Origin of the sequence: Micromonospora sp. LOL_025 (assembly GCF_048060285.1) — a bacterium.
Classification (GTDB): Bacteria; Actinomycetota; Actinomycetes; order Mycobacteriales; family Micromonosporaceae; genus Micromonospora.
The window spans coordinates 335340-361654 of the sequence record NZ_JBHMIR010000002.1; the positions used below are offsets into that span (position 1 = coordinate 335340).

Below are 26315 nucleotides of genomic sequence, written 5' to 3' on the forward strand. Positions count from 1 at the left end.
AGTGTCGGCGCGCTCTTTTTGCGTGATGCGATTCAGTTTTGCGATCCGGAGATCAGGTCAGCGCGGGCTCGGCCAGACGGAGCAGGTCGTCCGCCTCCGCCGCAGCCGCCGCGAGCCGATCGTTCTCGGCACGCAGCCGCGTGATCTCGAACTCCAGAGCCCGAACCGTGGCACGCAGTCGGGTGACCTCGTCGAGCAGACGCCGATCGGGCGCCGCACCTACGTGGCCGTACAGGGCCTTAGCCATGTTGACTCCTTGATATGCGCTGCCGGAAGGGCCGGCCAACGCGCGCCCAAATGTGTACGCGGCTGTCACCCCAGACGATTCTGGGCATGACCGGGCGCGACTGGCGACACCTACATATTGAGCCGACACCCCCTCTTTCGTCAAGTTCTCGCAGGCCGTAGATCATTTCCACGTCGACCTGTCCACTTGCCGGGGGCTGCCACAAGGCGCGGACACACTCTGTCCGGACACCCTGACTCTACGCCCCGGATCCCGGGAAGTCCCCACCCCGCCGGCCGGCTTCCCCTTAACTCTTCCTTAGCCACGTTGCCGCTGTTCACGCCCGCCACGTAGCGTCACCCCGGCCCGCAACCGACCCCTTGGAGGCAGAGGCGTGTACGGCTGGACCGACCCGAACGACCCGGACGGCGCCGGCCGGCGCCGCGAGCAGCCGCTGGGCGAGGAGCCGCCGGCCTGGCTCACCGACCGTCCGGAGCCGAGGTCGGCCTACCTGTTCGGGGACGACCCGGAGCAGCCCGCCGACGAGTGGCACCGCGACCAGCCGACCGCCCGCTGGCAGCCCGAGCCCGCCGAGCCGGCCGGGACCTGGCAGCCGCGGTCCACCGAGCCCACCGCGGCCTGGCGGCCCGAGCCGGGCGACCGCTGGCAGGCCGGGTCGGACGACCGCTGGGCCGCCGGATCCGGCCACCCGGTGGACGGGCCGTACCGGACGGAGCGTCCCCTCCCCGCCGACCGGACCGCCGGCGCCTGGCCGGTCGACGACCCGACCGCCCCCGTCGACCTCGCCGCGCTCCGGACCGCCCCGGCCGCGGCGACCCCGGCCACCGCCGAGGGCCGCCACCGCCCCCGCCGCCGGTTCCGCCGCCCGCTGGTGATCGGCGGTGCCGCCGCGGCCGCCACGCTCGTGGTGAGCCTCGGCGTCGGCGCGGTCGCGCTGACCGGCGACGGCCCGGCGACCGACCCCACCGCCGTCGACGACACGATCGCCGCCGCCCCGGTGCTGCCGGGCGGCGGATCGGCACCCGGCGACGCGCTGGCCCCGCCCAGCCCGAGCGCCACCCCGAGCACCGCCCCGACCTCCGCCAGGCCGACACCGTCGGCCACGAAGACCACCAGGCCGACGCCGGCGCCGTCGCGTACGACCGCGGCCTCGCGGCGCACCGCCGAGCGGAGCACGGCACCGGCCGGCGGCGGCACGAAGGCCCCGGTCAGTAGCGGGGCCAGCAGCCAGGCCCGCGAGGTGGTCGACCTGGTCAACGCCGAGCGCGCCAAGGCCGGCTGCGGCGCGGTGGGCGTCGACGACAAGCTGACGACCGCCGCCCAGCGGCACAGCCAGGACCAGGCCGACCACCGGAACATGTCGCACACGGGCAGCGACGGCAGCAACGTCGGGACGCGGCTGGACCGGGTCGGCTACTCCTGGCGCACCTACGGCGAGAACGTCGCCTGGAACCAGAAGACGCCGGCCGCCGTCATGGATGCCTGGATGAACAGCCCCGGCCACCGGGCCAACATCCTGAACTGCGCCTTCACCGAGATCGGCGTCGGCGTCGCCAACAGCAACGGGCCGTACTGGACGCAGGTCTTCGCCGCGCCGCGCTGAACGCGAGTCGTGGGCGGGTCCGCGCTCGTTTGACCGGGTGAGGTACGCCGACGCGGCGTACCCGCTCGGGCGGTGTGCCGCCGCCCGCGACCCGCGGAGCTGCCGATGCGGATCCGGCCGCGTACGCGCACCGTCGGGCGGGGCCTGCGCCGGGCCCTGCCGGCCTGCGTCGCGCTCGCGCTGCTGAGCGTGCTCGCCGCCTGCCGGCCGGACCTCACCGCGCCCGGTGCCCCGACCACCTGGCCGGCGGCGTCGGCGGGCCGGTGGCAGTGGCAGTGGCAGCTCAGCGGCGTGCTGGATCCTGCCGTCGACGCCGACGTCTTCCTGCTCGACCCGGTCGCCACCACCGCCGCGCAGACCGCCGAGCTGCGCTCCCGGGACCGCCGGCTGGTCTGCCAGGTGCACGTCGGCTCCGTCCTGCCGGCCGACCCGGACGCGGACCGCTTCCCGGCCGCCGTACGGGGTGCCGCGTCCCGCCGGCCGCAGGGCCGCTGGCTCGACGTACGGCAGTGGGACGCGCTACGCCCGGTGCTGGCCGACCGGTTCCGGCTCTGCCGGGGCAAGGGCTTCGGGGCGGTCGCGCTGGCCGACGCCGACGGGTACGCGCACCGCTCCGGCTTCCCGCTCGGCTTCGACGACCAACTGCTGTTCAACCGCCGGCTGGCCGCGCTGGCCCGCTCGCTGAGCCTCTCCCCCGGCCTGGTCAACGACCTGGGGCAGGTGGCCGCCCTGGCCCCGGACTTCGACTTCGCCGTCAACGAGGAGTGCGTACGGCTGGACCAGTGCGCCCGGCTGCTGCCGTTCGTCGAGGCGGGCAAGCCGGTGTTCCACGTGGAGTACGCCGGCTCGACGACGGACTTCTGCGTCACCACGGTGGGCTACGGCCTCTCCTCGATGCGCAAGGAACGCCGGCTCGACGCGTGGCGGCTCCCCTGCCCGGTGCCCTGACCGCCGGTGCCTTCCCGCGTGGCCCTCGCCCGGGGCGACGCCCCGGTCAACCCCGGAGGGACCCTCGGGGGCGGGGCTGGCAGCGCGGGCAGCTGTACGACGAACGGTTCATGAACGCCTCGCGGCGGACGGGCGCGCCGCACCGGTGGCACGGCAGCCCCTCCCGGCCGTAGACGTTCAACGCCCGGTCGAAGTAACCGCTCTCCCCGTTGACGTTGACGTAGAGGGCGTCGAAGCTGGTGCCGCCGGACTTGATCGCCTCGCCGAGGACGTCCCGGACGTGGCCGAGCAGCCGCAGGGCGGCCGGGCCGGTCAGCGCGTCGGTGGGGCGGGCGCCGTGCAGCCGCGCCCGCCACAGCGCCTCGTCGGCGTAGATGTTGCCCACGCCCGAGATCAGCGTCTGGTCCAGCAGCGCCCGCTTGACCTCGGTACGCCGCCGGCGCAGCGCGGCGACGAACGCCGCGTCGGAGAACTGCGGGTCCATCGGGTCCCGCGCGATGTGGGCGATCTCCGCCGGCAGCTCGGCGCCCCCCGCGGAGACCGACAGGCCGCCGAACGTGCGCTGGTCGACGAAACGCAGCTCGGGACCGTCGTCGGAGAACCGGAACCGGACCCGCAGGTGCGTCTCGTCGGGGGCGTCGGCCGGCTGCACCAGCAGCTGGCCGGACATGCCCAGGTGCCCGATCACGGCGTCGCCGCTGTCCAGCGGCAGCCACAGGTACTTGCCGCGCCGGCGCACGTCCAGCACCGTCCGGTCGGCCAGCACGTCGGCGAAGTGCCCGCCGCCGGGCGTGTGCCGGCGTACCGCGCGGGGGTGGCGCACCTCGACGGAGGAGATCCGCCGGCCGGTGACCCAGCGGGCCAGCCCCTGCCGGACCGTCTCGACCTCCGGCAGCTCAGGCACGGCCCAGGCCCGCCTCGGCGGCCTGCGCCGCCCCGTCCCCGGCCACCGGGCCCTCCGGCCCGACCGGCTCCCGCTCCGCCTGCTCGGTGAGCGTCCGCCAGGCCGCCTCGGCCGCCCGCTGCTCGGCCTCCTTCTTGCTCCGCCCGTCGGCCCCGCCGTAGCGGTTGCCGGCGACGACCACCCAGGCGGTGAACGTCTTGAGGTGGTCCGGCCCGGTGCCCTCGATGCGGTACTCGGGGACGCCGAGCCCGAGCGCCGCGGTCAGCTCCTGGAGGCTGGTCTTCCAGTCCAGGGCCGCGCCCCGGCCGGCCGACTCGGCCATCAGCGGGTCGAACAACCGGTGGATGACGATGGCGGCGGTGTCCAGCCCGTACTGAAGGTAGATCGCGCCGAGCAGCGCCTCCAGGGTGTCGGCGAGGATGCTCGCCTTGTCCCGCCCACCGGTGGTCTCCTCCCCCTTGCCGAGCAGCAGGTAGGCGCCGAGCCCGTCCGGGCCGAGGCCCCGGGCCACGTCGGCGAGGGCGCGCATGTTGACCACGCTGGCCCGCAGCTTGGCGAGCTGCCCCTCGGGCAGGTCGGGGTGGTTGTGGAAGAGCGCGGTGGTGATCACCACGCCGAGCACCGAGTCGCCCAGGAACTCCAACCGCTCGTTGGTGGGCAGGCCGCCGTTCTCGTACGCGTACGAGCGGTGGGTCAGCGCGCGCTGCAGCAGCTCCGGATCCAGGCTGACGCCGAACGCGGCTTCCAGGTGACCGACGGACGCCCGCCGCCGCTTGTCGTTGCTCATGATGTGGGTACCTCGGTGTCGGTGGAGCGGTCCGTGCGTTCCTCGCGGTCGCCCGTTTCGGCGCCGTCGAGCAGCGCGCGGACCTGGTCGGTGGCGCGCCGTCGCCAGAGATGGGCGGCCAGCGCGATGCCCGCGGCGACGTCCTCGGCGCGGGCGGCGCCGTGGCAGACGACCACCGTCCCGGCGACCCCGAGCAGGGCCGCCGCGCGCGGGGCGCCGCCGCCGGAGGGGGGCCCGCCGGCCATCGCGTACGCGCCCTCGATCGCCTTGAGCAGCACGTTACCGGTGAACCCGTCGGTGACCACCACATCGGCGCGCGCGCCGAGGGAGACGTCGTACCCCTCGACGAGGCCGACGTAGCGGCCGTCGCAGGGCAGCGACGCGGCGGCGAGGACGGGATCGGTGACGCGGCGGGCGCGGTCGCCCTTGCCCGCCTCGGTGCCCACCGACAGCAGCCCCACCCGGGGCGCGGCGACGGCGTGCGCCACCGCCGCGTAGGCGGCGCCGAGCACGGCGTGGCGGGCCAGGGTGGCCGGGCGTGGCTCCAGCGAGCCGCCGACGTCCAGCAGCACCACCGGGCCGGCGACGGCCGGCAGGGTGGCGACCAGCGCGGGACGGCGCACGTCCGGCCAGCGGCCGAGGCCGAGGGCGACGGCGGTGACGGTGGCGCCGGTGGACCCGGCGGAGACGAACGCGTCGGCGACGCCGTCGCGGACGGCGTGCACCGCCGCGCGGACGGTGCTCTCGGCGCGGGCGGCCACGGGGTGGTCGGCCATGCCGACGGCGACGCGGACGGGCCGTACGGTGACCCGGGCGCGCTGCGCCGGGTCGAGGGCACGGATCACCTCGCCGGCGGCCTCAGCCGGGCCGACGAGCAGCAGATGCAGGTCAGGGTCGGCGCGCACGGCCCGCAGAGCGCCGTCAACCACGACGGCGGGAGCGTCGTCCCCGCCGAGGAGGTCAACGGCGATCCGCGCGGTGCCCGGCTCCATCGGAACGCCGGCCGGAACGGACCGGCCGGCGTCGGAGGGAGCCGGGGCACCGGGCGATTGCCAGGGTGCGCGCGCCGCCCGACCAGGGGTCGGGGGCGTCACTCGGCGTCCAGGTCAGACCTCGAGAACCTGGCGGCCGTTGTAGGTGCCGCAGACGGAGCAGGCGGCGTGGGGCAGCTTCGCCGACTTGCACTGGGGGCAGGCCACGGTCGCGACCACGGTCGCCTTCCAGTTCGCCCGGCGGGCGCGGGTGTTGCTGCGCGACATCTTGCGCTTGGGGACGGCCACGGTTCCTACTCCTCTTTACGGTTCAGTTGCGACAGGCCCGCCCAACGCGGGTCGATCTGCTCGTGACTGTGGTCGGCCGGCAGATCGTCCAAGTGCACCCCGCATTCGGGGCACAGGCCTGGGCAGTCCTCCCGGCAGAGCGGGTTGGTCGGCAGCGTGAGCACCACCGCGTCCCGCAGCGCCGGCTCCAGGTCGATCAGATCGCCCTGCATCCGGCCCACCTCGTCCTCGTCGGTCGTGGTGTCCGTGGTGCTGTTCTCGTACGCGTACAGCTCCTGGATCCGCACGGCCAGCGAGTCGTCGATCTCGCGTAGGCAGCGACCGCACTCGCCCCGGACGGTACCGCTGACGGTCCCCGAGACGAGCACGCCCTCGGACACCGACTCCAACCTCAGGTCGAGGTCGAGGTCCGCGCCCTCCGGCACGGCGATCATCTCGCCGCCGAGGTCCGCCGGTGCCGGCACCACCCGCTTGACCGTACGCAAGGCACCAGGCCGGCGCGGCAGCTCCCTCGTGTCGAGGACCAGCGGCGACCTGGGGTCGAGTGTCGATGGCGTGTGTTTGGGCATAGTCAGACTCCGGCCGGTGAGAGGCCGACAAAAGAGGTTACCTGGGCGACCGCCGGACCGTCGAACCGGGGGCGGCGCCCGCCCCGTCTGCCGGCTGGTGAGGTGCCGCTCAGAAGGGTAGCGGGCGTTCCGCCTCCTCCCCACCGAAGGTGCCGATCTCGCGCAGCGCGTGCATCTTGTCCCGGCCGCGCTCTATCGAGGCGAGTGCCCGGGTGAGGAACTGCTCGAAGTTGGCCAGCGCGGTGTCGACGTAGTCGTCGACCTCCTCGCGCAGGCGCTGTGCCTCGGCGCGGGCCTCGGCGATGATCCGCGCGCCCTCGTGCTCGGCGGAGACCGTGATCTCGTTCACCGAGACCAGCCGGGCGTGTTCCGCCTCACCCTCGCTGATGATCCGGTCGGCTTCGCGCTTGCCGGCCTCCATGATCTTGTCCCGCTCCTCGAGCAGCGCGGCGGCCCGACGCAGGTCGGCGGGGAGTTCGGCGCGCAGCTCGTCGAGGGCCGCGATGAACTCGCCCCGGTCGACCATGCAGTTGTTGCGCGACATCGGGACGGAGCGGGCCTGCTCCACCATGGCGATCAGTTCGTCGATGCGATCGAGCGGGTCCACCGGTACCTCACTCCTGTCGTTCGTCGGGCCGATCTACATGATGCGGGCTACGGCCGGTTTCCCGCTCCACACATCATGTCGCGCCCCGACCACACCGGGCCGCTCACCCCGGCCCGGCGCGTCGCGGTGCGCGACGACGCGATCCCCGCCGGGCACGCTCCGGCGGGGTGGGGGACGGCCGCGGGAGGTCAGTCGCGCGGCGGCGGGGAAAGGCGGGCCCGCAGTTCCGCGCCGACCCGGTCGGGCACGTGGGCGGAGATGTCGCCGCCCCACTTCGCCACGTCCTTGACCAGGCTGGAGGAGAGGAACGAGTAGAGCGGGTTGGTCGGCATGAACAGGGTCTCCACGCCGGCCAGGCCGATGTTCATCTGCGCCATCTGCAGCTCGTAGTCGAAGTCGCTGACCGCCCGCAGGCCCTTGATCAGCACGCTCGCCTGCTGCGCCCGGCAGAAGTCGACCAGCAGGCCGCGGAACGACTCCACCCGGACGTTGTCGTAGGAGGCGGTCACCTCGCGGAGCATGTCGATCCGCTCCTCGACGGTGAACAGGCCGCTCTTCGACTGGTTGACCAGCACGCCCACGATCACCTCGTCGAACAGCCGGCTCGCCCGGCCGACGATGTCGAGGTGCCCGTTGGTGACCGGATCGAACGAGCCGGGACACACCGCACGTCTCATGATCGGCGACCGTACCAAAGGGTCGTCTCACCGTACCGGCGGCTGCGCTCGCCGGTGACGCCCTCCACCCACCCGACCGGGCCGGTGCGGCTGGACCGCTCCACCACCACCAGGGCGTCCGGGGCCAGCCAGCCGCCCTCGACCAGCGCGGCGAGCATCGCGGTGATCTCCGCGTCCGGCACCGCGTAGGGCGGGTCGGCGAAGACCACGTCGTACGGGTCGCCGTCCGGGCCGGCCGCCAGCACCGTGGCCACCCGGCCGGTGACCAGCCGGGCGGCCGGGGCGGCGCGCAGCGTCGCCACGTTCTCCCTGATCACCCGGGCCGCCCGGGGGTCGGACTCCACCAGCAGCACGTGCGCGGCGCCCCGGGAGAGGGCCTCCAGACCGACCGCGCCGGACCCGGCGTAGAGGTCGGCGAAGCGGGCGCCGGCCAGGTCGACCTCGGCCTGCACGGCGCTGAACAGCGCCTCGCGGACCCGGTCCGACGTGGGCCGGGTGCCCGCGCCGGGCGGCGCGGCGAGCCGGCGCCCGCCGAGGGTCCCGGCCACGATCCGGGTCACCGTCTCCTCCTGCTCATGCGCACGACGCTACGCGACGCGGAGGCGGCCGGCGTCGACACGGTGCGTACCTCCGACCGACCCGGTCGACCACTCAGCGTGTATCGATGATCTCGCATTCATAACAACCTGCCCGGTCGCCGTCGTGCGCTGTGCCGCGCGCGGCGGCCTCGCTAGGGTCTGCCGGTGCCGGCGGGTGGCCCGCCGGCGCCACGGCGCGAGGGGGCGTCCGCGTCGCCGCGCGCGCTCGGCCGAGCCGCCCGACCGCTCCCTTCCGCGCCGCTCCTCCGACGCTTCCTCACACCCCGGGAGTACGCGTGATCCGTCCCCCGCTGTCGCCACGGCGACCGCTCACCGTGGCAGCCGCCGCCCTGGCCGGTCTCGTCACGGCGTTCGCGGTCTCGTCGCCGGCGATCGCCACCAACCCGTCGCCCTCCGCCTCGGCGAGCGCGACCGCCTCCGCCCCCGAGCCGACCCGGTCGTCCACCCCCCAGGAGCCGACCTGCGTCAGCGCCGCCGACGCGCGCTACACGCACACGTTCGACGGGGCCAGGGGCGAGGCGTCGATCACGCTGACCAACGGCCCGCTCTGCGAGGGCGAGAACCAGGACTTCGCGCTGGTGTCCTACGTGGCGCCGTCGGCGAAGTTCGCCGTGCCGCAGTACCTGTTCGACAAGTCCGTCAAGGCGTTCGCCCCGGTGCCGGACGGCGAGATCGGCACCGTCGCCAAGCTGGAGTTCAAGGTCGCCGTACCGACCTGCTTCACCCAGGTCGACTTCGTCTTCGGCAGCGAGGTCATTGACCCGCTTCTCGAGAGCGGCAAGCGCTACGACAACCGCAAGGTCGGCAGCGCCTCCGGCATCGGCGCCCGCTCCGAGGGCCCGGCCGCCTGGTACAACGGCGGCGAGGGCACCTGCGTGGCCGAGCCCGCCGTCGAGGCCACGTACGACTGCACCGGCAGCGCCACGCTCACCCTGGTCAACCGGGGCAACGTGGCGGCGGTCTTCGCGGTCACGGGCAGCGGCGAGCTCGCCGAGAAGGTGACCGTCGCGGCGGGCAAGTTCGAGAAGCTCGAGCTGACCGAGGCGCAGGCCAAGGAGATCACCGTCGCGGCCGAGGGCATGAAGACCTGGCAGGGCGGCTGGAAGCAGCCCGAGGACTGCCAGCAGCCCGAGGTCGGCAAGCCGACGATCTCCCACGCCACCACCTGCGAGGAGCTGATCCTCAAGGTGGCCAACCCGGAGAACGGCATCAGCCTCACCTCGACCTTCACCCCGAGCACCGGCGAGCCGAAGACCGTGACCTTCGCGCCGGGCACCACGAAGACCGTGACGTTCCCGGCCGCCGAGGGACTCAGCGTCGTCTTCACCGGTGACCTGGAGTCGGCGAAGCCGATCGCGTGGACCGCTCCCAAGGGCGGCTGCGACGAGGGCGGCGAGGGCGGTGGCCTCCCGGTCACCGGCGCGGCGGCCGGCGGCATCGCCGCCGGCGCGGTCGCCCTACTCGCCCTGGGCGCGGTGCTGTTCGTCGTCGCCCGCCGGCGTCGGGTGAGCTTCACCGCCTGAGCCGGACCGAACTGACCCGTGAGGGCGCGCCGACCATGCGGTCGGCGCGCCCTCACCCGTTACGGGGCCGCCGTGACCGCTGACGGCCGGCGTGGATTGCTGGCGGCCGGCGTGGATCGCTGGCGGCCGGGCCACGGTGCCGGTCGGCCCGGCGTCAGCCCTTCTCCAGGTATTCCGCGCGCTCCTCGTCGACCAGGGCGGCCACCGACGCGGCCAGCGCCGGATGCCGGGCCAGCTCCGGGTCCTCCTCGACGAGGGCGATCGCCTCGGCCCGGGCGTCGCGGATCAGGTCGGCGTCGCGCAGCAGCGAGAGCAGCCGCAGGTGCGAACGGCGCCCCGACTGGGTGGCGCCCAGCACGTCGCCCTCCCGGCGCTGCTCCAGGTCCAGCTCGGCGAGCTTGAACCCGTCGGTCGTGGAGGCCACCGCGTCGAGCCGCTCCCGCGCGGGCGTGCCCTCCAGCGCCTCGGTGACCAGCAGGCAGAGGCCGGGGGCGGAACCCCGCCCGACCCGGCCGCGCAGCTGGTGCAGCTGGGAGACGCCGAACCGGTCGGCGTCGAGCACGATCATCACGCTCGCGTTCGGCACGTTGACGCCCACCTCGACCACGGTCGTGGCGACCAGCACGTCGAGGTCGCCGGCGGCGAAGGAGCGCATCACCGCGTCCTTCTCGTCGGCCGGCAGCCGGCCGTGCAGCACGCCGATGCGCAGGCCGTGCAGCGGCCCCTCGGCGAGCAGCGGCGCCACCTCGGTGACCGCCATCGGCGGCCGCCGCCCGTTGTCGTCCTCCGGCGGCGGCTCCTCCTCGCTCGCCGGGCCGTCGCCGATGCGCGGACAGACGACGTACGCCTGGTGCCCGGCCGCCACCTCCTCGCGCACCCGGCGCCAGGCCCGGTCCAGGAAGGCCGGCTTCTCGGCGGCCGGCACCACGTGCGAGGCGATCGGCGAGCGGCCCTGCGGCAGCTGGGAGAGGGTGGAGGTCTCCAGGTCGCCGTAGACGGTCATCGCCACCGTGCGCGGGATCGGGGTGGCCGTCATCACCAGCACGTGCGGCGGCTGCTCGGCCTTGGCGCGCAGCGCGTCGCGCTGCTCGACGCCGAAGCGGTGCTGCTCGTCGACCACCACCAGGCCGAGGTCGGCGAAGTCGACGCCCTCGTAGAGCAGGGCGTGGGTGCCGAGCACGATGCCGGCGGCGCCGCTGGCGACCTCGGCCAGCGCGCGCCGGCGGGCCGCCGCGCCCAGCGAGCCGGTGACCAGCTCGACCCTGGTGGCGTCGTCGGCCGCGCCCAGCTCGCCGGCCCGCCCGAGCGGCCCGAGCAGGTCGAGGATGCCCCGGTGGTGCTGCGCGGCCAGCACCTCGGTCGGGGCCAGCAGCGCGGCCTGCCCGCCCGCGTCGACCACCTGGAGCATCGCGCGCAGCGCGACCACCGTCTTGCCGGAGCCGACCTCGCCCTGGAGCAGGCGGTGCATCGGGTGGGCCGTGGCCAGGTCCGCCGCGATCTCCACGCCCACGTCACGCTGGCCGGGCGTCAGCTCGTAGGGCAGCCGGGCGTCGAAGGCGTCGAGCAGGCCGCCGGGCTTCGCCGGGCGGGGCCGGGCGGGCCAGGCGGCGGCCCGGTGCTTGCGCTGCACCAGGGTGAGCTGCACGGCGAACGCCTCGTCCCACTTGAGCCGGTGCCGGGCCCGGTAGAGCGCCTCCTTGCTGGACGGCCGGTGGATCTCGCGCAGCGCCGAGCCGATGCCACCCAGGTTGCGGCTCGCGCGCAGGGTGGCGGGCAGCGGGTCCTCCGGCGCGGTGAAGGTGTCCAGCACCACGCGGACGCAGCGGGCGATGACCCAGGTGGGCACCGCCGCGGCGGCCGGATAGACCGGGATCAGCGCGCCGGCGAACTCCTCGATCTCCTCGCTCACCGCCGCCTCGCCGTCGCCGCCCTCGCCGAGCAGGACGTACTCCGGGCCGTTGAGCTGCCGCTTGCCCCGGAACTCGGTGACCTTGCCGGCGAAGAGCCCCCACCGGCCGGGGCGCAGCTCCCGCTCCCGCCAGGCCTGGTTGCCGAAGAAGGTCAGGGTCAGGGTGCCGCCCGAGCCGTCGCCGACCGTCACCTCCAGCAGGTTGCCCCGGCGCTGGCGCATCGGGCGTACGGCGGTGCGCTGCACCTGGGCCAGCACGGTGACCTGCTCGCCGACGTCGAGCGCGCGGATGTCGGTGTGCTCGCCGCGCTCGTCGTAGCGACGCGGGAAGTGGTAGATCAGGTCGCCGGCGGTGTGCAGGTCGAGGTGCCCGGCGAGGGCCTTCGCGGTCTTCTCGCCGACCAGCTTCTTCAGCGGCGTGTCCATCGTGGCCGGCTCGGACGTCATTCGACCCCCACCAGGAGCGGATAGTGCGGCTGCCCGCCCGGGTACGCCTGCACCTCGACGAACGGCCAGCGCCGCCCGACGTGCTCGCGGACCGCGTCGGCCAGCCCGTCGGGGGCGTCCGCCCCCGAGAGCAGCGTCACCAGTTCGCCGCCGCCGCCGAGCATCCGGTCGACCACGGCGGCGCAGGTGTCGGTCAGATCGGCCCCGATCAGGTGCACCTCCCCCTCGACCAGCGCCAGCACGTCGCCGGGACGGCAGGGGCCGGCGACGGTCAGCGCCTCGCGGCGGGCGTAGCAGACCTCGGCGTATCGGCAGGCACCGGCCGCCTCGGCCATCGCGATCACGTCGTCCTCGAAGCGCCGCCCCGGGTCGCGCACCGCGAGGGCGGCCAGCGCCTGCACCGGCGAGCGGGTCGGCACCACGCTGACCTTGAGACCGAGCCCGTGCGCCTCCCGGGCGGCGGCGCTCGCCACCGCCTGCGTGTCCGGGTCGTTGGGCAGCACCACCACGCGGGCCGCCCCGGTGGTGCGGATCGCGTCCAGCAGCTCGCCGATCGACGGGTTGCCGGGCACCACCGTCGCGCCCTCGCCGGTGAACAGCTCGGCGATGCCCGCGCCGGCGGCCACCACCACGGCGGCGCGCCCGCCCGCCGCCACGGGGGGCGACACCGGTGCGGCCTGGTCGGCGAAGCGGGTCACCGAGATGCGGTGCGGCCGGCCGGCCACCACGCCCGCCTCGATCGCCGCGCCCACGTCGTTGACGTGCACGTGCACGTTCCAGGTGCCCGCGCCGGCGCTCCCGTCGCCGACGACCACCAGCGAGTCGCCCAGGGCCGCCAGCTCGGCCCGCAGCCGGGCCACCGCCTCCGGCCCGGCGTCGAGCAGGAACTGCACCTCGTACGCGTACTCCTCGGAACCGGTCTCGCGCTCGGCGGTGGCCGGCGGACGGGCCGGGCGCGGCGCGGGCGCGGGCCGCTCGGGGCTCTCGCCGGTCACGACCTCGGCCAGGGCGTCGAGCAGCAGGCACAGGCCCCGGCCGCCGGCGTCCACCACGCCGGCCCGGGCCAGCGCCGGAAGCTGCTCGGGGGTGCGCGCCAACGCGTGCGCCGCCCCGCCCGCCGCCGCCCGGACGACCGCCCGCAGGTCGTCGCTGTCGGCCCGCTCGGCGGCGTGCGCCGCCGCGGCGACGACGCTGAGCAGCGTGCCCTCGACCGGGCGGGCGACCGCGGCGTAGGCGGCGGCGGTGCCGTCGCGCAGGGCGGCGGCCAGCTCGCGCCCCCGCACGGCGGGTGCGGCGGCGACGGCGTCGGCGAAGCCGCGCAGGATCTGCGACAGGATCACCCCCGAGTTGCCCCGCGCGCCCAGCAGCGCGCCCCGGGCCATCAGCCGCAACGCGTGCCCGTGCGCGGTGGACCCGTCCTCCGGGAGGGTGCCGAGGTCCATCGCGAGCGCCTGCTGGGCGGAGGTGAGGGTGAGCACCATGTTGGTGCCGGTGTCGCCGTCGGGCACCGGGTAGACGTTCAGGTCGTCGATCTCGCCCTGGTGACGCTTGAGCGCGACCAGCCCGCCCGCGCACCAACGGCGGACCGCGGCGGCGTCGAGGGTGTCCAGCACGGCGAGAAGCCTACTGGCGCGCACCGACACGCGCCGGGGTCGGCGCGACTCCCACGGCGTGTCCGGCGGCCACGCGCACCCACTATCCTCGTGGCTGTCCCCACGCGCGGCGATGGCGCGGGGGACGGACGCGGACCGGGCGACCGGGACCGCGTCGCGCGGCGACGGCCCCCCACCTCGGGCCGGCGTCCGGGGCCGGTTGGTCGGGCCTCGGGTCATCGGGTAACCTGGCCAGGTTGCCCGGGCTGCGCCTGGCGGCGACCCCATGAACGTTTCAATCCCAGGAGTACCCCGTGGCTAGCGTGTGCGACGTCTGTGGCAAGGGACCGGGCTTCGGCCACAACGTGTCCCACTCGCACCGGCGGACCAACCGCCGCTGGAACCCGAACATCCAGTCGGTGCGTACCCCGGCCGGTGGCGGCAACACCAAGAAGATGCAGGTCTGCACCTCCTGCATCAAGGCTGGCAAGGTCACCCGCGCCTGACGCGGTAGGCCCCACCCTTCACACTCGTCATTGCCGGCGGGCCGACACGGCCCGCCGGCTCTGTCGTGTCCGGGCGACGCCGTCCGCGGCTCGTTGCCGGGTTCGGCGACCGGCGGTTCGGCGACCGGCCCGAGCACCGAGGTGAGCGTCCTCCCGGCGGTGGGCCGCCCGACGCCCCTGCGCGGGCGGCGCGATCGGGGTGGGCCGCGCCGGGGCCGGACGGGCCCCGGCGCGGGACGGGTCAGAGCGTGCGGGCGAAGGAGATGCAGCCCGGGGCGTCCCGGTAGTAGCCGAAGTTCGGGATGCGCTCGTAGCCGGCCGCCGTGTACATGGCAACGGCCTCGGGCTGCTTGTCACCGCACTCCAGGACGATCCGCTTGCGCCCGTGTTCCCGGACCGAGCGCTCCACCGCTGCCAGCACCGCCCGGGCCACGCCCCGGCCCCGGGCCGCCGGTGCGGTGTACATCCGCTTCAGCTCGGCGGTGTCGCCCTCGTCACCGTGGCTGCGCCAGCCGCCGCAACCGACCGGCTCGCCGCCGAGGTGGGCGACGAGGAAGGCCCCGGCGGGCGGCGCGAACTCGCCCGGATCGACCGGGGTCTCGTCGCCGCTGCCGCCGTACCGGGCGCCGAGGTCAGCCAGCGCGGCGCGGATCAGCCGCTGCGCCACCGGCGAGTCGAAGCGCTCGACCCGAATCTCGATCTCACTCACGGAGTAAAGGCTACGACGCCGATCGGTGCTTACCGAAAGTGGTCCCAGCCAGCGGGTCCGTCGTACGGATGCCCGTCGACCGTGACGCCCGAGCCCGCCGTCACCCGCCCGATCGGCCGCCAGTCGGCAGGCAGCGCCACCGCCGACGGGAACGTCGCGGCCAGCGCGTGGTCGTCGCCCCCGGCGAGGAGCCAGGAGTACGGGTCGACGCCGAGGGCCTGGGCGGCGTCGCGCATCTGCCGGGGCACCTCGAAGGCGTCCCGGCGCACGTCCACGGCTACCCCGCTGGCCTTCGCCACGTGCCCGAGGTCGGCGAGCAGCCCGTCCGACACGTCGATCATGGCGGTGGCGCCGAGCCGGGCGGCGTGCGGTCCCGCCGGGTAGGGCACCTCGGGCCGCCGGTACGCCTCGACCAGCAGCCGGGGCGTGCGGAAGCCCCGGGAGAGCACGGTCAGCCCGGCCGCCGCGTACCCGGTGCGGCCGGCCAGGGCCAGCACGTCCCCGGGCCGCGCGCCGGAGCGCGTCACCGGCGGTCGGCCGCCGAGGTCGCCGAGGGCGGTGACCGCGATCGTCAACGTCGGGCTGGCCGACATGTCCCCGCCGACCACGCTCGCGCCGACCTTCGCCGCCTCCGCGGCGAGCCCGTCGGCCAGTTCCTCGGCCCACCCGGGCGCCAGCTCCGGCGGCATGCAGAGCGCGACCAGCAGCGCGGTCGGCTGCGCCCCCATCGCGGCGATGTCGGCCAGGTTGGCCGCCGCCGCCCGGTGGCCGACGTCACGCGCGCCGGACCAGTCCCGCCGGAAGTGCCGCCCCTCCACCAGCACGTCGGTCGAGGCCACGACCCGGGCGTCCGGGGCGGCCACCACCGCCGCGTCGTCCCCGGGACCGAGCAGAACGGTCGATCCGTACGACAACCGGGCGGTCACCCGGTCGATCAGCCCGAACTCGCCGACCCCCGCGACACTCATACCGGCCCTCCGCCGTCCTGCTCGCTCACCGCTTCTCCTTGACCACCGATAGGGATCAGACCTGGTCCGTAAGGTACTTTCTCCCTTCGGGCCGCTCCGCAGGCGGCGACGGACGGAGGTCGAGTCGTGGTACAGGCGTACATCCTCATCCAGACCGAGGTCGGCCGGGCGCGTGACGTGGCCGGTCTCATCTCGGATCTTGCCGGCGTGGTACGCGTCGACGCCGTCACCGGGCCGTACGACGTGGTGGTGCTCACCGAGGCGAACACCGTCGACGAGCTCGGCAAACTCATCGTCAGCAACGTGCAGATGGTGCCCGGCATCACCCGCACCCTCACGTGTTCGGTGGTGCGCCTGTAAGTGGACAAGATCACTGACTCTCCCGTGACCGATTCCGCCCAGCCGGACGAGGTGACCCCCGACCGGCCGGCCCGCGACCGCACGACACGCGGCGCCGCGCTGATCGCGACACTGGTCGCGCTGCCGGTCACCGTGCTGGTGGGCGGGCTCGCGTTCGCCCAACTCTCCCCCGACGAGCGGGCCGAGCCCGCCGCCACGCCGAGCGCGACCGCCACCAGCGCCGGCCCGCGCTCCACCGCCCCGGTCGAGATGGCCGCGCCGGCGCTGGCCGAACGGCCCGCCACGGTCTGCCGGGCCCTGCTCTCGCAGTTGCCGCCCACGGTCAACGACCTCCCGCAGCGCCCGGTCACGGCCGGCCCGGAACAGAACGCCGCGTACGGCGACCCGGCGGTCACCGTCGCCTGCGGCGGGGCCAAGCCGGCCGTCGACGACACCGACCACGTCTGGACGGTCAACCGGGTCTGCTGGTACGCCAGCGAGGAACGCGACGCCACCGTGCTCACCACCATGGACCGGGAGACCGCCGTCACCGTCCGCGTGCCGCACTTCTACGGGCAGGGGTTGCAGTGGGTGGCCCCCGTCTCGGACACGATCGTGGCCTCGGTGCCCTCCGTCGCCGACACCCCGAGCGGCTGCCGCGCCTGACCCCGTCTCCGCCCCGGCCCCGTCCCGCGTGCGCGGGCAGGGGCCGGGCAGGGCGTCCTCCTGTGCGTCGGTCGCCGGGGAAGGTGCCCTCCCCCGCGCGAGCGGCTCAGTGCAGGCCGACGCCGCGGTGCAGGGCGGTGCGGATGAGGCGGTTGACCAGCTTCGGGTACTCCAGCCCGGACGCCGCCCACATCCGGGGGAACATCGACGTCGGGGTGAAGCCCGGCATGGTGTTGATCTCGTTGAGGTAGACGTCCAGCTCCGGGGTGACGAAGAAGTCGACCCGGGCCAGTCCGGCGCAGTCGAGCGCGGTGAAGGCGCGGACGGCATACTCCTGGACCTGGCGGGTCACCCGCTCCGGCAGGCCGGCGGGGATGTCGTACTCGCAGGCGGACTCGGAGTCGATGTACTTCGCCTCGAAGTCGTAGAAGTCGTAGTCCCCGACCACCCGCACCTCGGCGAGCACGGACGCCTCCGGCGCGCCGCCGGCCTCGCCCTCCAGCACGCCGCACTCGATCTCGCGGCCGACAACCGCGCCCTCGATCAGCACCTTCGGGTCGATGGCGCGGGCGGTGGCGACCGCCGCGTCCAGGTCCGCCCAGTCGTCGACCTTGCTGATGCCGAACGATGAACCGGCCCGGGACGGCTTCACGAAGACCGGCAGGCCGAGCCGCTCCTTGTCCGCCTCGCTCAGCGTCATCCCGTTGCGCAGCACCGCGTACGGGCCCACGGGGATGCCCTCGGCGGCGCAGAGCTTCTTGGTGAACTCCTTGTCCATGGCCGCGGCGGAGGCGAAGACGTTCGCCCCGACGTAGGGGATGCCGGCCATCTCCAGCATGCCCTGGATGGTGCCGTCCTCGCCGTAGGCGCCGTGCAGCACGGGGAAGACCACGTCGACGTCGGCGAGCGCCCGGGGCCCCTCGGTCGGGTCGAGCACCATGAGCCCGTTGCCGGTCGGGTCGGCGCGCAGCACGATGTCGGTGCCCGACTCGGCGGTGATCTCCGGCAGCCGGCGCGCGTTGATCGCCAACTGGCCGGGGTCTCCGCTGGTCAGCACCCACTGGCCGGCCCGGGTGATGCCCACCGGCACCACCTCGAACTCGTCCGGATCGAGGGCGCCGAGGACACTGCCGGCGCTGACGCAGGAGATGCCGTGCTCCGGGCTGCGGCCGCCGAACACGATCGCCACGCGGGTCCTGCCTGGGGTGGTCACTGCGTCACCTCTTCGTACGCGACTGCTCCGGTCGTGGCGCTCACCCGGTTGACCTTACTGTGCGTGGCGGGCGCCGGATGCCGATACCCGGGGACAGCCGAAGCGTCGCGGCATTCGGTCAACAAAGGATATACGTTCCGTAATCGCCCGTACGGGGCGGTGACGGCACCGGGCGCCCACTACGCTGCACGTCCTATGAGCGCTGATCCCCTCATCGAGTCCCTGACGGCGGCCCTGGACGCCCGCCCCGACGACCTGCCGCTGCGCCTGCACCTGGCCGCGCTGCTGCTGGACGCCGGCCGGGCCGGGGAGGCGATCGCGCAGGTCGGGCAGGCCCTCGCCCGGGATCCGGGCAACGGCCAGGCGCAGGCGCTGATGCAGCGGGCGCTGGGCGGCTCCGTACCCCCGCCGCCGACGCCGCCCCCGGCGGACCCGCGACCGCCGGCGCAGCGCCCGGCGCCGGCCGGGCCCGGCGGTTCCGCCGCGACCGCCGACCACGATCCCCTCGCCGCCTACGAGCAGGAACTGGCCGACGTGGTGCCGCCGCGGTTCGCCCGCGCCGGCGACGAGCCGGAGCCCGTCGCCGGCCACTCCGACCGGGTGTACGACGTGGAGACCTCCGGCATCCGGCTGGCCGACGTGGGCGGCATGTCGGCGGTCAAGGAGCGGCTGGAGCTGGCCTTCCTCGGCCCGCTGCGCAACCCGGAACTGCGCAGGATGTACGGCAAGAGCCTCCGTGGCGGCCTGATGCTCTACGGCCCGCCCGGCTGCGGCAAGACGTTCCTGGCCCGGGCGGTCGCCGGGGAGATGGGCGCGAAGTTCATCTCGCTCTCCATCGTCGACGTGCTGGACATGTGGATGGGCAACTCGGAGCGCAACCTGCACGAGCTGTTCCAGGCGGCCCGCCGCAACGCGCCCTGCGTGCTCTTCCTGGACGAGGTCGACGCGCTGGGGCACAAGCGCTCGCAGGTCGGCTCCAGTTCGATGCGGACGCTGGGCAACCAGCTGCTGGCGGAGCTGGACGGGATGGAGGGCAGCAACGAGGGCGTCTTCGTGCTGGCCGCCACCAACACCCCGTGGGACGTCGATCCGGCGCTGCGCCGGCCCGGGCGGCTCGACCGGGTGGTGCTGGTGCTGCCGCCGGACGCCGAGGCGCGCCGCTCCATCCTGGAGTACCACCTGCGGGAGCGGCCGATCGCGGGGATCGACCTGCGGAAGATCGTCGCGGCCACCGAGGACTACTCGGGCGCCGACCTGGCCCACCTGTGCGAGACGGCCGCCGAGTTCGCGATGGCCGACTCGGTACGCACCGGCGAGGTGCGGATGATCGAGCACCGGGACCTGGAGCGGGCGGTCAAGGAGGTCCGGCCGTCGACGAAGCCGTGGATGGCCACCGCCCGCAACGTGGCGATGTTCGCCAACGAGGGGGGCGTCTACGACGACCTGGTCGCCTACCTGAAGCGGCGCAGGATGCTCTGACGCCGGACGGCCCGGCGGGGCGCCGGGCCGCGCCTCCCGCCGGGCCGGGCCGCCTGCCGGGCGGCCCTTCCACCCGGCGGGGCCGCCTCCGGCGACCGCACCGCCCCCGGCGGCGTCAGCCGCGCGCGTGCCGCCGGCCGATCGCGATCACCTTCACCCGCTGCCGGCCGGCCCGCACCATGCCCAGCGCCATGAACGCGCCCGCGATCCGGTCCGCCGCCTCCCGGCTGCTCGCCCCGACCACCTGACGGCGGCGCTCGGGGCAGTTGCGTTCGTCGCGGCCGGCACCCTCGGTCGGTCGGACGTCGGTGAGGACCACCAGGAACCGCGTCATCGGTGCCCGCCGGGTCGGTCGGTGCGGGCCTGTCGGGCAGTACGCACGTCGAGTCCCTTCCGGCTGGCGGGCCACGGGGCGTGGCACGCGGCGATCGGGTACGGGGGAGAAACCCGATCGCCGCGCGCCCCATCCCCTCCGGTCACTCACCACCACCGTCGCCACGACAACCGGCGGTGAGGACGCGATGACAGATTGACATGTCCACAGCCATGAATGCAACTCTCATCGACGTTCTCTCATCTACACCTTCCCGGGAAGATGTGCGACGATCGATGCATGGCTCCGAAGACCGCCCGTGCCCGGCGACTGGGCATCGCGCTGCGCACCCACCGGGAAGCCGCCGGCCTCACGCTGGAGGCGGCGGCGGACGAGATCAGCAGCACCCGCAGCACCCTGTCCCGCTACGAGAACGCGCAGACGCTGGTCAGCCCCGCCACCGTGCGCGCCCTGCTCACCCTCTACGGGGTCGGCGCGGACGAGGTCGCCGCCGCCGTGCAGCTCGCCAAGGACGCCCGCAAGCCCGGCTGGTGGGTGTCGTACTCGCACCTGCTGGACCGGCGCACCATCGACTTCATCGCGCTGGAGGCCGAGGCCACCGGCATCGCCAACTTCGAGCCCTCGGTGGTGCCGGGGCTGTTGCAGACCGCCGACTACATCCGGGGCGTGATGCGCGGCGGCCCGCACACCCTCCGCGACGACGAGGTGGAGCAGCGGGTCCAGTTCCGGCTCGACCGGCAGCAGCGGCTCATCAGTGACCAGCCGCCGATCCTGGACGCCATCATCGACGAGGGCGCGCTGCTGCGGCCCGTCGGCGACCGGTCGGTGATGGAGTCGCAGCTGCACCACCTGGTGAAGATGGGCGAGCTGCCCAACATCACGGTCCAGGTGATCCCGCTCGCCGCCGGCTACCACCGGGGCACCCGGGGCTCGCTGCACATCCTGGAGTTCGCAGACCCGGAGGACCCGATCATCGCTTCGGTGGAGACGGTGGCCGGGCAGATGGTCCTCGACCGACCGGGCGACCTGCGTACCTGCACCAAGATCATGGAGCATCTGCGGACCGTCGCGCTCAGCCCGGCGGACAGCCGCGACCAGCTCCTCCAACTCCTGAAGGGACGGTAGGACCATGACACCGACGATCAGCGCGGCGCTGGCCGTGGCGCGGTGGCGCAAGAGCAGCCACAGCGGCGACGAGGGGGCGTGCGTGGAGATGGCGGTGGTCCCGGGCACGGTCGCCGTCCGCGACTCCAAGGACCCGTCCGGCCCCGCGCTGCTCTTCCCGCCGGCCGCCTGGGCCGCCTTCGTCGGGGCGCCGCCCGGACACTGACCCCCCCTCCGGAGGCGCCGGCGCGCCGCTGACACGTCGCGCCGGTGCCTCGCCGGCGGCGGTCCCACCGTTGGGAGCCGGTGGGGCCGTCGCCCGGCGGGGTCTCTGCCACCCGCCCGGGAGCTCTGCCCGGACGGAGGCGGGTGGTCGGTCTGCGCGGCGGAGAGCGGCGGGTCAGCCCGCGACCACCGGGCGGGGCGCGGGACCGGCGCGCAGCACCTCCAGCGCCGCGATGGCCACCCCCCGGGCGCCGGCCATGTCCCGCTCCGGCACCAGGGCGAAGATGGCCGACGCGGCCTGCTCCTCGCGCAGCACGGTGTGCTCGCGCACGGTCGCGAGGAACCAGTCCCGGAACTCCGGGGCCGCCTCCACCACCCCGCCCCCGACGAAGTACGCGTGCGGATCGGTGAAGTTGGCCGCCACGGTGAAGAGTCGACCCAGCGCCATCGCCTGCTGGGTGAACACCTCCCGGGCCAGCGCGTCGCCGCGCTCCCCGTAGCCCCGGACCAGCTTCGCCGCCCGCTCCGGCGGCTCGACGGCCAGCGGGTGGTCGGGGAACCGACCCAGCCAGTACGGCAGCAGGTTCCGCCCGATGGCGGTCAGCGAGGCGACGCTCTCCGCGTCCCCGGCGAAGCCGCAGGCGCACGTGGGCACCGGCTGGTCCGGCGCGAGCAGCCCGCTCAGCGGGATGTGCACGTGCCCCAGTTCGCCGGCCATCCCGGCCGCCCCGGCGACCACCCGGCCCGCCTCGACCACACCGCCGCCCAGCCCCGTGCCGACGATGGCCGACACCGACGAGCGGCGCATCGCCTCCGCGCCGAAGTGCGCGTGGTGGGCGTAGAGCGCGGCGGCGTTCCCGTCGTTGTGATAGACCACCGGCAGCCCGAGCCGCCGTTCCAGCGCGGTACGCACGTCGTAGCCGCGCCAGGCCGGCTGGGAGAAGTTGGTCGACCCGCGGGAGGAGATCACGCCGGTGGCGCTCGCCGGCCCCGGCGTGTCCAGCCCGACCGCGCGCACCGCCGCGCGGGGCACCCCGGTCAGCGCCAGCACCCCGTCGAACGCGCGGGCCAGCGCCTCGATCGCCGCCGCCGGGCCGGCGCGCACCTCGCTCGGGTTCTCCACCAGACCGTCCACGAGGAACCGGCCGTCCACGGTGAGCACCGTGGCGTTGTTGCTGGTGCCCCCGTTGTCCAGCCCGACGACCACCGACACGTCCGCACCACTCACGACATCCCGCCTTCCGCCGTCGCGCCTGCCGTGAGGCTAGTTCCCCTACCCCGCCCCCGCCAGGCCACGCCGGCTGACGCCGGGTGACGGCTGGCGGCCGGGTCAGCGCGTTGGGGAGGACGGCGCCGCGGGTCAGCCCGGGCGGCGGGCCGTCACTGCAGTGGCGTTCCGGTCGTCGTCCCGGGTCACCCACGGGTGCAGGCCCACGGCGGTCAGCGCCGCCAGCAGGGCGTCCACCTGCGTCTCCCCCGCCTCCACCACCAGGTGCCCGCCCGGGGCCAGCCAGCGCGCCGCGCCCTCGGCGACCCGCCGCAGCACCGCCAGCCCGTCCGAGCCGCCGTCGAGGGCCACCGGCGCCTCGTGCAGCCGGGCCTCCGGCGGCATCAGCGCCACCGCCGCCGTCGGCACGTACGGGGCGTTGGCCAGCACCAGGTCCAGCCGGCCCCGCCGGCGCACCGGCAGCGGGTCGTACAGGTCGCCCTCGAAGACCGGCACGGCCAGCGGGTCGAGGTTGCGTCGCGCGCAGGCCACGGCGGCGGGGTCCACGTCGGCGGCGGCCAGCCAGCGCGGCGCGAGCCGGCGGGCCAACGCCACCGTGGTGGCGCCGGAGCCGCAGCACAGGTCCACCACGGCCGCCGCCGGGCCGGTCACCGCGACGGCGGCGTCGACCAACAGGGCGGTACGCGCACGCGGCACGAACACGCCGGGGTCGACGGCGATCCGTTCGCCGCAGAACTCGGCCCAGCCGAGCACGTGCTCCAGCGGCAGCCCGGCGACCCGGCGGTCGACCAGGCCGGCGAGCGCCTCGGCCGAGTCGGCGGCGGCGATCAGCAGTTCGGCCTCGTCCTCGGCGTAGACGCAGCCGGCGGCGCGCAGCCGGTGCACGAGGGCGGGCCGGTCGGGGCGGAACGCAACGACCGTCACGCGCCCTGGCTCGCGTCCAGCGCGGCGGCCACGTCGGCGACCAGGTCGACGGCGTCCTCGACCCCGCAGGAGAGCCGGACGAAGCCGGGCGGGGTGTCGTCGCCCCACTGGGCCCGCCGGTCGGCGGTGGTGTGCAGGCCGCCGAAGGAGGTGGCCGCGGCCACCAGCCGGGCCGCGTCGAGGAACCGCGCCACCCGCCCGGCGTCGCCGAGGTCGAAGCAGAGCACCCCGGGGACCCGTCGCATCTGGACCGACGCCACCGCGTGGGCCGGGTCGCCGGGCAGCCCCGGCCAGCGCAGCCCCGTCACGTCGTCGCGCCCCGCGAGCAGCCCGGCGAGGGCCTGCGCGTTCGCGGTCTGCCGGGCCAGCCGCAGGTCCAGGGTGGCCAGCGACCGGTGCGCGAGCCAGGCGTCGAACGCGCCCGGCACCGCCCCGGTGACGTTCCGCCAGGCGGTGACCGCGTCCCGCAGCTCGGCCGAGCGGGTCGCGACGTAGCCGAGCAGCAGGTCGGAGTGCCCGGTGAGGGCCTTCGTCCCGGAGGCCACCACGACGTCGGCGCCCAGGTCGAGCGGGCGCTGCCCGAGCGGCGTCGCCGTGGTGTTGTCGACCGCGACCAGGGCGCCGGCGGCGTGCGCCCGGGCGGCCAGCGCCGCCACGTCGGCAACGTCCAGTCCCGGGTTGGCCGGGGTCTCCAGCAGCACCAGGCGTACGCCGTCGAAGGCCGGGTGCGGGCCCGCGGTCGGGGCGAGGAGGACCCGTACGCCGCTGCCCTCCAGCGTGTCGGCGGCGAAGGCCCGGACGGCGAAGTACCCGTCCGACGGGAGCACCACGGTGTCCCCCGGCCTCAGCACCGTCAGCAGCAGCCCGGTGATCGCGGCCTGCCCGCTGGCGAAGACCCGGCAGTCGCCCCCCTCCAGCTCCCCGACCGCCGCCTCCAGCAGCCGCCGGGTGGGGTTGTCCGGCCGGCCGTAGCCGTCGGGCGCCGCCGCCGGCCCCGCCCACGGGTCCAGGTGGTACGGCGCGGCGAACACCGGCCCGGGCAGGAACGGCTGGCCGGGAGCCGGCTCGGGCAGGCCGGCGCGGACGCAGCGGGTGCCGTCCTGGTGCTCGGGCATGTCACTCACTCCGGCTTGGTGGTGCGGCTCATCAGCGCCTCGACGGCGAGCCGCGGGTCCATGCCCTCGTGGCAGACCAGCTCGACCTGCTCGGTGATCGGCATCTCCACCGCGTGCGCCCGGGCCAGGTCGCGCAGGGCCAGCGCGCTCTTGACGCCCTCGGCGGTCTGCCGGGTGGCGACGCGGGCCTCCTCCAGGGTCGCGCCCCGGCCCAGGTGCTCGCCGAAGGTGCGGTTACGGGCCAGCGGCGACGAGCAGGACGCGACGAGGTCGCCCATTCCCGCCAGGCCGGCGAAGGTGAGCGGGTCGGCGCCCAGTGCCACCCCGAGCCGGGCCGTCTCGGCCAGTCCCCGGGTGACGAGCATGGCCCGGGTGTTGTCGCCGAAGCCCATCGCCACGGCGATGCCGTACGCCAGGGCGATCACGTTCTTCACCGCGCCGCCCAGCTCGCAGCCGATCACGTCGTCGTTGGTGTACGGGCGGAAGTAGGGCGTGGTGATCGAGCGCTGCACGAGTGTCGCCCGGTCGGCGTCGGTGCAGGCGACCACGGTCGCGGCGGGCTGCTCGGCGGCGATCTCCGGGGCCAGGTTGGGGCCGGAGACCACCACCACCCGGTCCGCCGCCACCCCGGCGGTCTCCACGATCACCTCGCTCATCCGCCTGGTGGTGCCGAGCTCGATGCCCTTCATCAGCGACACCAGGGTGGCGTCGGAGTGCAGGTGCGCGGTCCACTCGGCCAGGTTGCCGCGCAGCGTCTGCGACGGCACGGCCAGCACCACCACCTCCGCCCCGGTGATCGCCTCGGCCGCGTCCCCGGTCGCCGTGACCCGGGACGGCAGCGGCACGTCCGGCAGGTACTCCGGGTTGCGCCGCTCGGCGCGGATCGTGTCGGCGACCGCCTGGCGGCGGGCCCAGACGGTGACGTCCCGCCCGGCGTCGGCGAGGATCTTGGCGAACGCGGTGCCCCACGAGCCGGCACCCAGGACCGCGACGTGCCCGCTCACGCCGCCGCCTCCGGCCGCCGCCGCTCGCCGGCAGGGCGGGCCGTCCGTTCCCACAGTGGTGGCGGGGTGCCGCCCCGGATCTCGGTGAGCATGTCACGAAGGCGCAGCATGATGGTGTCGGTCATCTCCTCGAGGACGGCCTTCGTCGGGGTCGACCCGGCCCACCGGCCCAGGTCGACGGGCGGCCCGGCGACCACGGTCACCGGGATCCGGGGGCGCGGGTCCAGGCGGGAGCGGCGCGGGTCGAAGATCCGCTCGGGGCCCCACATGACGACCGGGACCACCGGCGCCCCGGTGGCGAGCGCGAGCCGGGCGGCGCCGGTCTTGCCCTTCATCGGCCACAGCTCCGGGTCGCGGGTGATGGTGCCCTCCGGGTAGATCACCACGGCGCCGCCCTGGTCGAGCGCGGCGACGAGGTGCTCCAGCGACCGCACCGCGTCCACCGTGTTCCGCTCGACCGGGATCTGCCGGCACCGGTGCAGGATCCAACCGATCACCGGGACCCGGAACACGCTGGCCTTGCCGAGGAACTGCGGCCAGCGGCCGGAGTCGTAGACGAAGTGCGCCGCGACGAGCGGGTCGGCGTGCGAGATGTGGTTCGGCACGATGATCACGCCGCCGTCGCCGCGCAGGTGCTCCATGCCGCGCCAGGTCCGCCGGGTCCAGACGGTCATCACCGGCTTGACCAGCACCACGGCGAACCATTGCCAGAACCCCAGCCTCCGCCGTGTCACCCGCGCCTCCTCGTGCCGCCCCGACCCGCACCGGATCCGCACCCGGTGACGCCCGCAGCGGAAATCATGCCTGCT

General features: G+C 75.0%; 29 protein-coding genes. 9 read left to right on the forward strand and 20 right to left on the reverse strand.

Annotated features, from left to right (window positions below; all coding sequences use genetic code 11):
- Nucleotides 1-52 precede the first annotated feature (52 nt).
- Nucleotides 53-247 (reverse strand): hypothetical protein, encoded by a 195-nt coding sequence (locus ACFHW0_RS04220; protein WP_091096806.1) that lies wholly within the window; start codon nt 245-247, stop codon nt 53-55.
- Nucleotides 248-620: 373 nt separating this feature from the next.
- Here ACFHW0_RS04220 and ACFHW0_RS04225 point away from each other — a divergent pair, with 373 nt between their 5' ends.
- Nucleotides 621-1850: a CAP domain-containing protein gene (locus tag ACFHW0_RS04225; protein WP_416605561.1), complete on the forward strand. Its 1230-nt coding sequence runs from the start codon at nt 621-623 to the stop codon at nt 1848-1850.
- Between the two features lie 105 nt (nt 1851-1955).
- Nucleotides 1956-2798: an endo alpha-1,4 polygalactosaminidase gene (locus ACFHW0_RS04230; protein WP_416605562.1), complete on the forward strand. Its 843-nt coding sequence runs from the start codon at nt 1956-1958 to the stop codon at nt 2796-2798.
- Between the two features lie 46 nt (nt 2799-2844).
- Here the strand turns inward: ACFHW0_RS04230 and mutM are convergent, their stop codons facing one another.
- The 8 genes from mutM to rsmD form a co-directional block, all read right to left on the reverse strand.
- On the reverse strand, nt 2845-3702 hold the full coding sequence (gene mutM / locus ACFHW0_RS04235; RefSeq protein WP_416605563.1) for a bifunctional DNA-formamidopyrimidine glycosylase/DNA-(apurinic or apyrimidinic site) lyase: 858 nt from the start codon (nt 3700-3702) through the stop codon (nt 2845-2847).
- Nucleotides 3695-4489: a ribonuclease III gene (gene rnc / locus ACFHW0_RS04240; RefSeq protein WP_416605564.1), complete on the reverse strand. Its 795-nt coding sequence runs from the start codon at nt 4487-4489 to the stop codon at nt 3695-3697. The genes mutM and rnc overlap by 8 nt, the downstream gene beginning before the upstream one ends.
- Nucleotides 4486-5481, reverse strand: coding sequence for a phosphate acyltransferase PlsX (locus ACFHW0_RS04245; RefSeq protein WP_416605566.1), 996 nt, complete (start codon nt 5479-5481; stop codon nt 4486-4488). The genes rnc and ACFHW0_RS04245 overlap by 4 nt, the downstream gene beginning before the upstream one ends.
- Before the next feature lie 114 nt (nt 5482-5595).
- Nucleotides 5596-5769 carry a 50S ribosomal protein L32 gene (rpmF, locus tag ACFHW0_RS04250; protein ID WP_018786309.1) on the reverse strand — a complete coding sequence of 58 codons (174 nt, stop codon included), beginning with the start codon at nt 5767-5769 and terminating at the stop codon, nt 5596-5598.
- Between the two features lie 5 nt (nt 5770-5774).
- On the reverse strand, nt 5775-6338 hold the full coding sequence (locus tag ACFHW0_RS04255; protein WP_121396122.1) for a YceD family protein: 564 nt from the start codon (nt 6336-6338) through the stop codon (nt 5775-5777).
- A gap of 109 nt (nt 6339-6447) precedes the next feature.
- Nucleotides 6448-6945, reverse strand: a complete 498-nt coding sequence (locus ACFHW0_RS04260; protein ID WP_121396123.1) for a hypothetical protein — start codon at nt 6943-6945, stop codon at nt 6448-6450.
- Nucleotides 6946-7133: 188 nt separating this feature from the next.
- Nucleotides 7134-7622 carry a pantetheine-phosphate adenylyltransferase gene (coaD, locus tag ACFHW0_RS04265; protein WP_121396124.1) on the reverse strand — a complete coding sequence of 163 codons (489 nt, stop codon included), beginning with the start codon at nt 7620-7622 and terminating at the stop codon, nt 7134-7136.
- On the reverse strand, nt 7619-8182 hold the full coding sequence (rsmD, locus tag ACFHW0_RS04270; RefSeq protein ID WP_416605567.1) for a 16S rRNA (guanine(966)-N(2))-methyltransferase RsmD: 564 nt from the start codon (nt 8180-8182) through the stop codon (nt 7619-7621). Before rsmD ends, coaD begins: the two co-directional genes overlap by 4 nt.
- A gap of 314 nt (nt 8183-8496) precedes the next feature.
- On the opposite strand from rsmD, the gene ACFHW0_RS04275 reads away from it, so the two are divergent.
- Nucleotides 8497-9744 (forward strand): hypothetical protein, encoded by a 1248-nt coding sequence (locus ACFHW0_RS04275; RefSeq protein WP_416605568.1) that lies wholly within the window; start codon nt 8497-8499, stop codon nt 9742-9744.
- 154 nt (nt 9745-9898) lie between these two features.
- Here ACFHW0_RS04275 and recG read toward each other — a convergent pair whose 3' ends face one another.
- Both recG and ACFHW0_RS04285 read right to left on the reverse strand, forming a co-directional pair.
- Complete coding sequence (recG, locus tag ACFHW0_RS04280) at nt 9899-12100, reverse strand: ATP-dependent DNA helicase RecG (RefSeq protein ID WP_416605570.1); 2202 nt, start codon at nt 12098-12100, stop codon at nt 9899-9901.
- Complete coding sequence (locus tag ACFHW0_RS04285; RefSeq protein ID WP_416605572.1) at nt 12097-13713, reverse strand: DAK2 domain-containing protein; 1617 nt, start codon at nt 13711-13713, stop codon at nt 12097-12099. The genes recG and ACFHW0_RS04285 overlap by 4 nt, the downstream gene beginning before the upstream one ends.
- A gap of 293 nt (nt 13714-14006) precedes the next feature.
- Here ACFHW0_RS04285 and rpmB point away from each other — a divergent pair, with 293 nt between their 5' ends.
- Nucleotides 14007-14198: a 50S ribosomal protein L28 gene (gene rpmB / locus ACFHW0_RS04290; protein WP_088963534.1), complete on the forward strand. Its 192-nt coding sequence runs from the start codon at nt 14007-14009 to the stop codon at nt 14196-14198.
- A 241-nt stretch (nt 14199-14439) separates the two neighbouring features.
- Here the strand turns inward: rpmB and ACFHW0_RS04295 are convergent, their stop codons facing one another.
- Nucleotides 14440-14907, reverse strand: a complete 468-nt coding sequence (locus ACFHW0_RS04295; protein WP_416605574.1) for a GNAT family N-acetyltransferase — start codon at nt 14905-14907, stop codon at nt 14440-14442.
- A 29-nt stretch (nt 14908-14936) separates the two neighbouring features.
- Nucleotides 14937-15875 (reverse strand): thiamine-phosphate kinase, encoded by a 939-nt coding sequence (locus tag ACFHW0_RS04300; RefSeq protein ID WP_416605575.1) that lies wholly within the window; start codon nt 15873-15875, stop codon nt 14937-14939.
- Between the two features lie 126 nt (nt 15876-16001).
- On the opposite strand from ACFHW0_RS04300, the gene ACFHW0_RS04305 reads away from it, so the two are divergent.
- Entirely contained in the window at nt 16002-16235 is a 234-nt protein-coding gene (locus ACFHW0_RS04305) for an Lrp/AsnC ligand binding domain-containing protein (protein WP_091621086.1), read from the forward strand.
- Entirely contained in the window at nt 16236-16880 is a 645-nt protein-coding gene (locus tag ACFHW0_RS04310; RefSeq protein ID WP_416605577.1) for a DUF3515 family protein, read from the forward strand.
- Nucleotides 16881-16986: 106 nt separating this feature from the next.
- Here ACFHW0_RS04310 and ACFHW0_RS04315 read toward each other — a convergent pair whose 3' ends face one another.
- Nucleotides 16987-18093, reverse strand: coding sequence for a D-alanine--D-alanine ligase family protein (locus tag ACFHW0_RS04315; protein ID WP_416605578.1), 1107 nt, complete (start codon nt 18091-18093; stop codon nt 16987-16989).
- A gap of 195 nt (nt 18094-18288) precedes the next feature.
- Between ACFHW0_RS04315 and ACFHW0_RS04320 the strand changes: the two genes are divergently transcribed.
- Nucleotides 18289-19572 carry an ATP-binding protein gene (locus tag ACFHW0_RS04320; protein ID WP_416605580.1) on the forward strand — a complete coding sequence of 428 codons (1284 nt, stop codon included), beginning with the start codon at nt 18289-18291 and terminating at the stop codon, nt 19570-19572.
- Between the two features lie 115 nt (nt 19573-19687).
- On the opposite strand, the gene ACFHW0_RS04325 is transcribed toward ACFHW0_RS04320, so the two are convergent.
- On the reverse strand, nt 19688-19906 hold the full coding sequence (locus tag ACFHW0_RS04325) for a hypothetical protein (RefSeq protein ID WP_151455422.1): 219 nt from the start codon (nt 19904-19906) through the stop codon (nt 19688-19690).
- Between the two features lie 279 nt (nt 19907-20185).
- On the opposite strand from ACFHW0_RS04325, the gene ACFHW0_RS04330 reads away from it, so the two are divergent.
- A complete protein-coding gene (locus tag ACFHW0_RS04330) occupies nt 20186-21031 on the forward strand; it encodes a helix-turn-helix domain-containing protein (protein ID WP_151455423.1) in 846 nt (281 codons plus the stop codon).
- A 4-nt stretch (nt 21032-21035) separates the two neighbouring features.
- Nucleotides 21036-21236, forward strand: coding sequence for a DUF397 domain-containing protein (locus tag ACFHW0_RS04335; protein WP_416605582.1), 201 nt, complete (start codon nt 21036-21038; stop codon nt 21234-21236).
- Between the two features lie 174 nt (nt 21237-21410).
- On the opposite strand, the gene ACFHW0_RS04340 is transcribed toward ACFHW0_RS04335, so the two are convergent.
- The 5 genes from ACFHW0_RS04340 to ACFHW0_RS04360 form a co-directional block, all read right to left on the reverse strand.
- Complete coding sequence (locus ACFHW0_RS04340) at nt 21411-22463, reverse strand: ROK family protein (protein ID WP_416605583.1); 1053 nt, start codon at nt 22461-22463, stop codon at nt 21411-21413.
- Nucleotides 22464-22595: 132 nt separating this feature from the next.
- On the reverse strand, nt 22596-23387 hold the full coding sequence (locus ACFHW0_RS04345; RefSeq protein ID WP_416605584.1) for a putative protein N(5)-glutamine methyltransferase: 792 nt from the start codon (nt 23385-23387) through the stop codon (nt 22596-22598).
- Nucleotides 23384-24502, reverse strand: coding sequence for a cystathionine gamma-lyase (locus tag ACFHW0_RS04350; RefSeq protein WP_416605740.1), 1119 nt, complete (start codon nt 24500-24502; stop codon nt 23384-23386). The genes ACFHW0_RS04345 and ACFHW0_RS04350 overlap by 4 nt, the downstream gene beginning before the upstream one ends.
- A gap of 5 nt (nt 24503-24507) precedes the next feature.
- The gene (locus tag ACFHW0_RS04355) at nt 24508-25506 is read right to left on the reverse strand and encodes an NAD(P)H-dependent glycerol-3-phosphate dehydrogenase (protein ID WP_416605585.1); all 999 of its coding nucleotides are present in this window, start codon (nt 25504-25506) and stop codon (nt 24508-24510) included.
- Entirely contained in the window at nt 25503-26240 is a 738-nt protein-coding gene (locus tag ACFHW0_RS04360) for a lysophospholipid acyltransferase family protein (RefSeq protein ID WP_416605587.1), read from the reverse strand. Before ACFHW0_RS04360 ends, ACFHW0_RS04355 begins: the two co-directional genes overlap by 4 nt.
- Nucleotides 26241-26315 lie beyond the last annotated feature (75 nt).

Coding starts and splice junctions, on each gene's coding strand:
- ACFHW0_RS04220 (WP_091096806.1), bottom strand. CDS start 247: ATGGCTAAGGCCCTGTACGGCCACGTAGGTGCGGCGCCCGATCGGCGT.
- ACFHW0_RS04230 (WP_416605562.1), top strand. CDS start 1,956: ATGCGGATCCGGCCGCGTACGCGCACCGTCGGGCGGGGCCTGCGCCGG.
- rnc (WP_416605564.1), bottom strand. CDS start 4,489: ATGAGCAACGACAAGCGGCGGCGGGCGTCCGTCGGTCACCTGGAAGCC.
- ACFHW0_RS04245 (WP_416605566.1), bottom strand. CDS start 5,481: ATGGAGCCGGGCACCGCGCGGATCGCCGTTGACCTCCTCGGCGGGGAC.
- ACFHW0_RS04255 (WP_121396122.1), bottom strand. CDS start 6,338: ATGCCCAAACACACGCCATCGACACTCGACCCCAGGTCGCCGCTGGTC.
- coaD (WP_121396124.1), bottom strand. CDS start 7,622: ATGAGACGTGCGGTGTGTCCCGGCTCGTTCGATCCGGTCACCAACGGG.
- recG (WP_416605570.1), bottom strand. CDS start 12,100: ATGACGTCCGAGCCGGCCACGATGGACACGCCGCTGAAGAAGCTGGTC.
- ACFHW0_RS04300 (WP_416605575.1), bottom strand. CDS start 15,875: ATGAGTGTCGCGGGGGTCGGCGAGTTCGGGCTGATCGACCGGGTGACC.
- ACFHW0_RS04320 (WP_416605580.1), top strand. CDS start 18,289: ATGAGCGCTGATCCCCTCATCGAGTCCCTGACGGCGGCCCTGGACGCC.
- ACFHW0_RS04325 (WP_151455422.1), bottom strand. CDS start 19,906: ATGACGCGGTTCCTGGTGGTCCTCACCGACGTCCGACCGACCGAGGGT.
- ACFHW0_RS04330 (WP_151455423.1), top strand. CDS start 20,186: ATGGCTCCGAAGACCGCCCGTGCCCGGCGACTGGGCATCGCGCTGCGC.
- ACFHW0_RS04335 (WP_416605582.1), top strand. CDS start 21,036: ATGACACCGACGATCAGCGCGGCGCTGGCCGTGGCGCGGTGGCGCAAG.
- ACFHW0_RS04350 (WP_416605740.1), bottom strand. CDS start 24,502: ATGCCCGAGCACCAGGACGGCACCCGCTGCGTCCGCGCCGGCCTGCCC.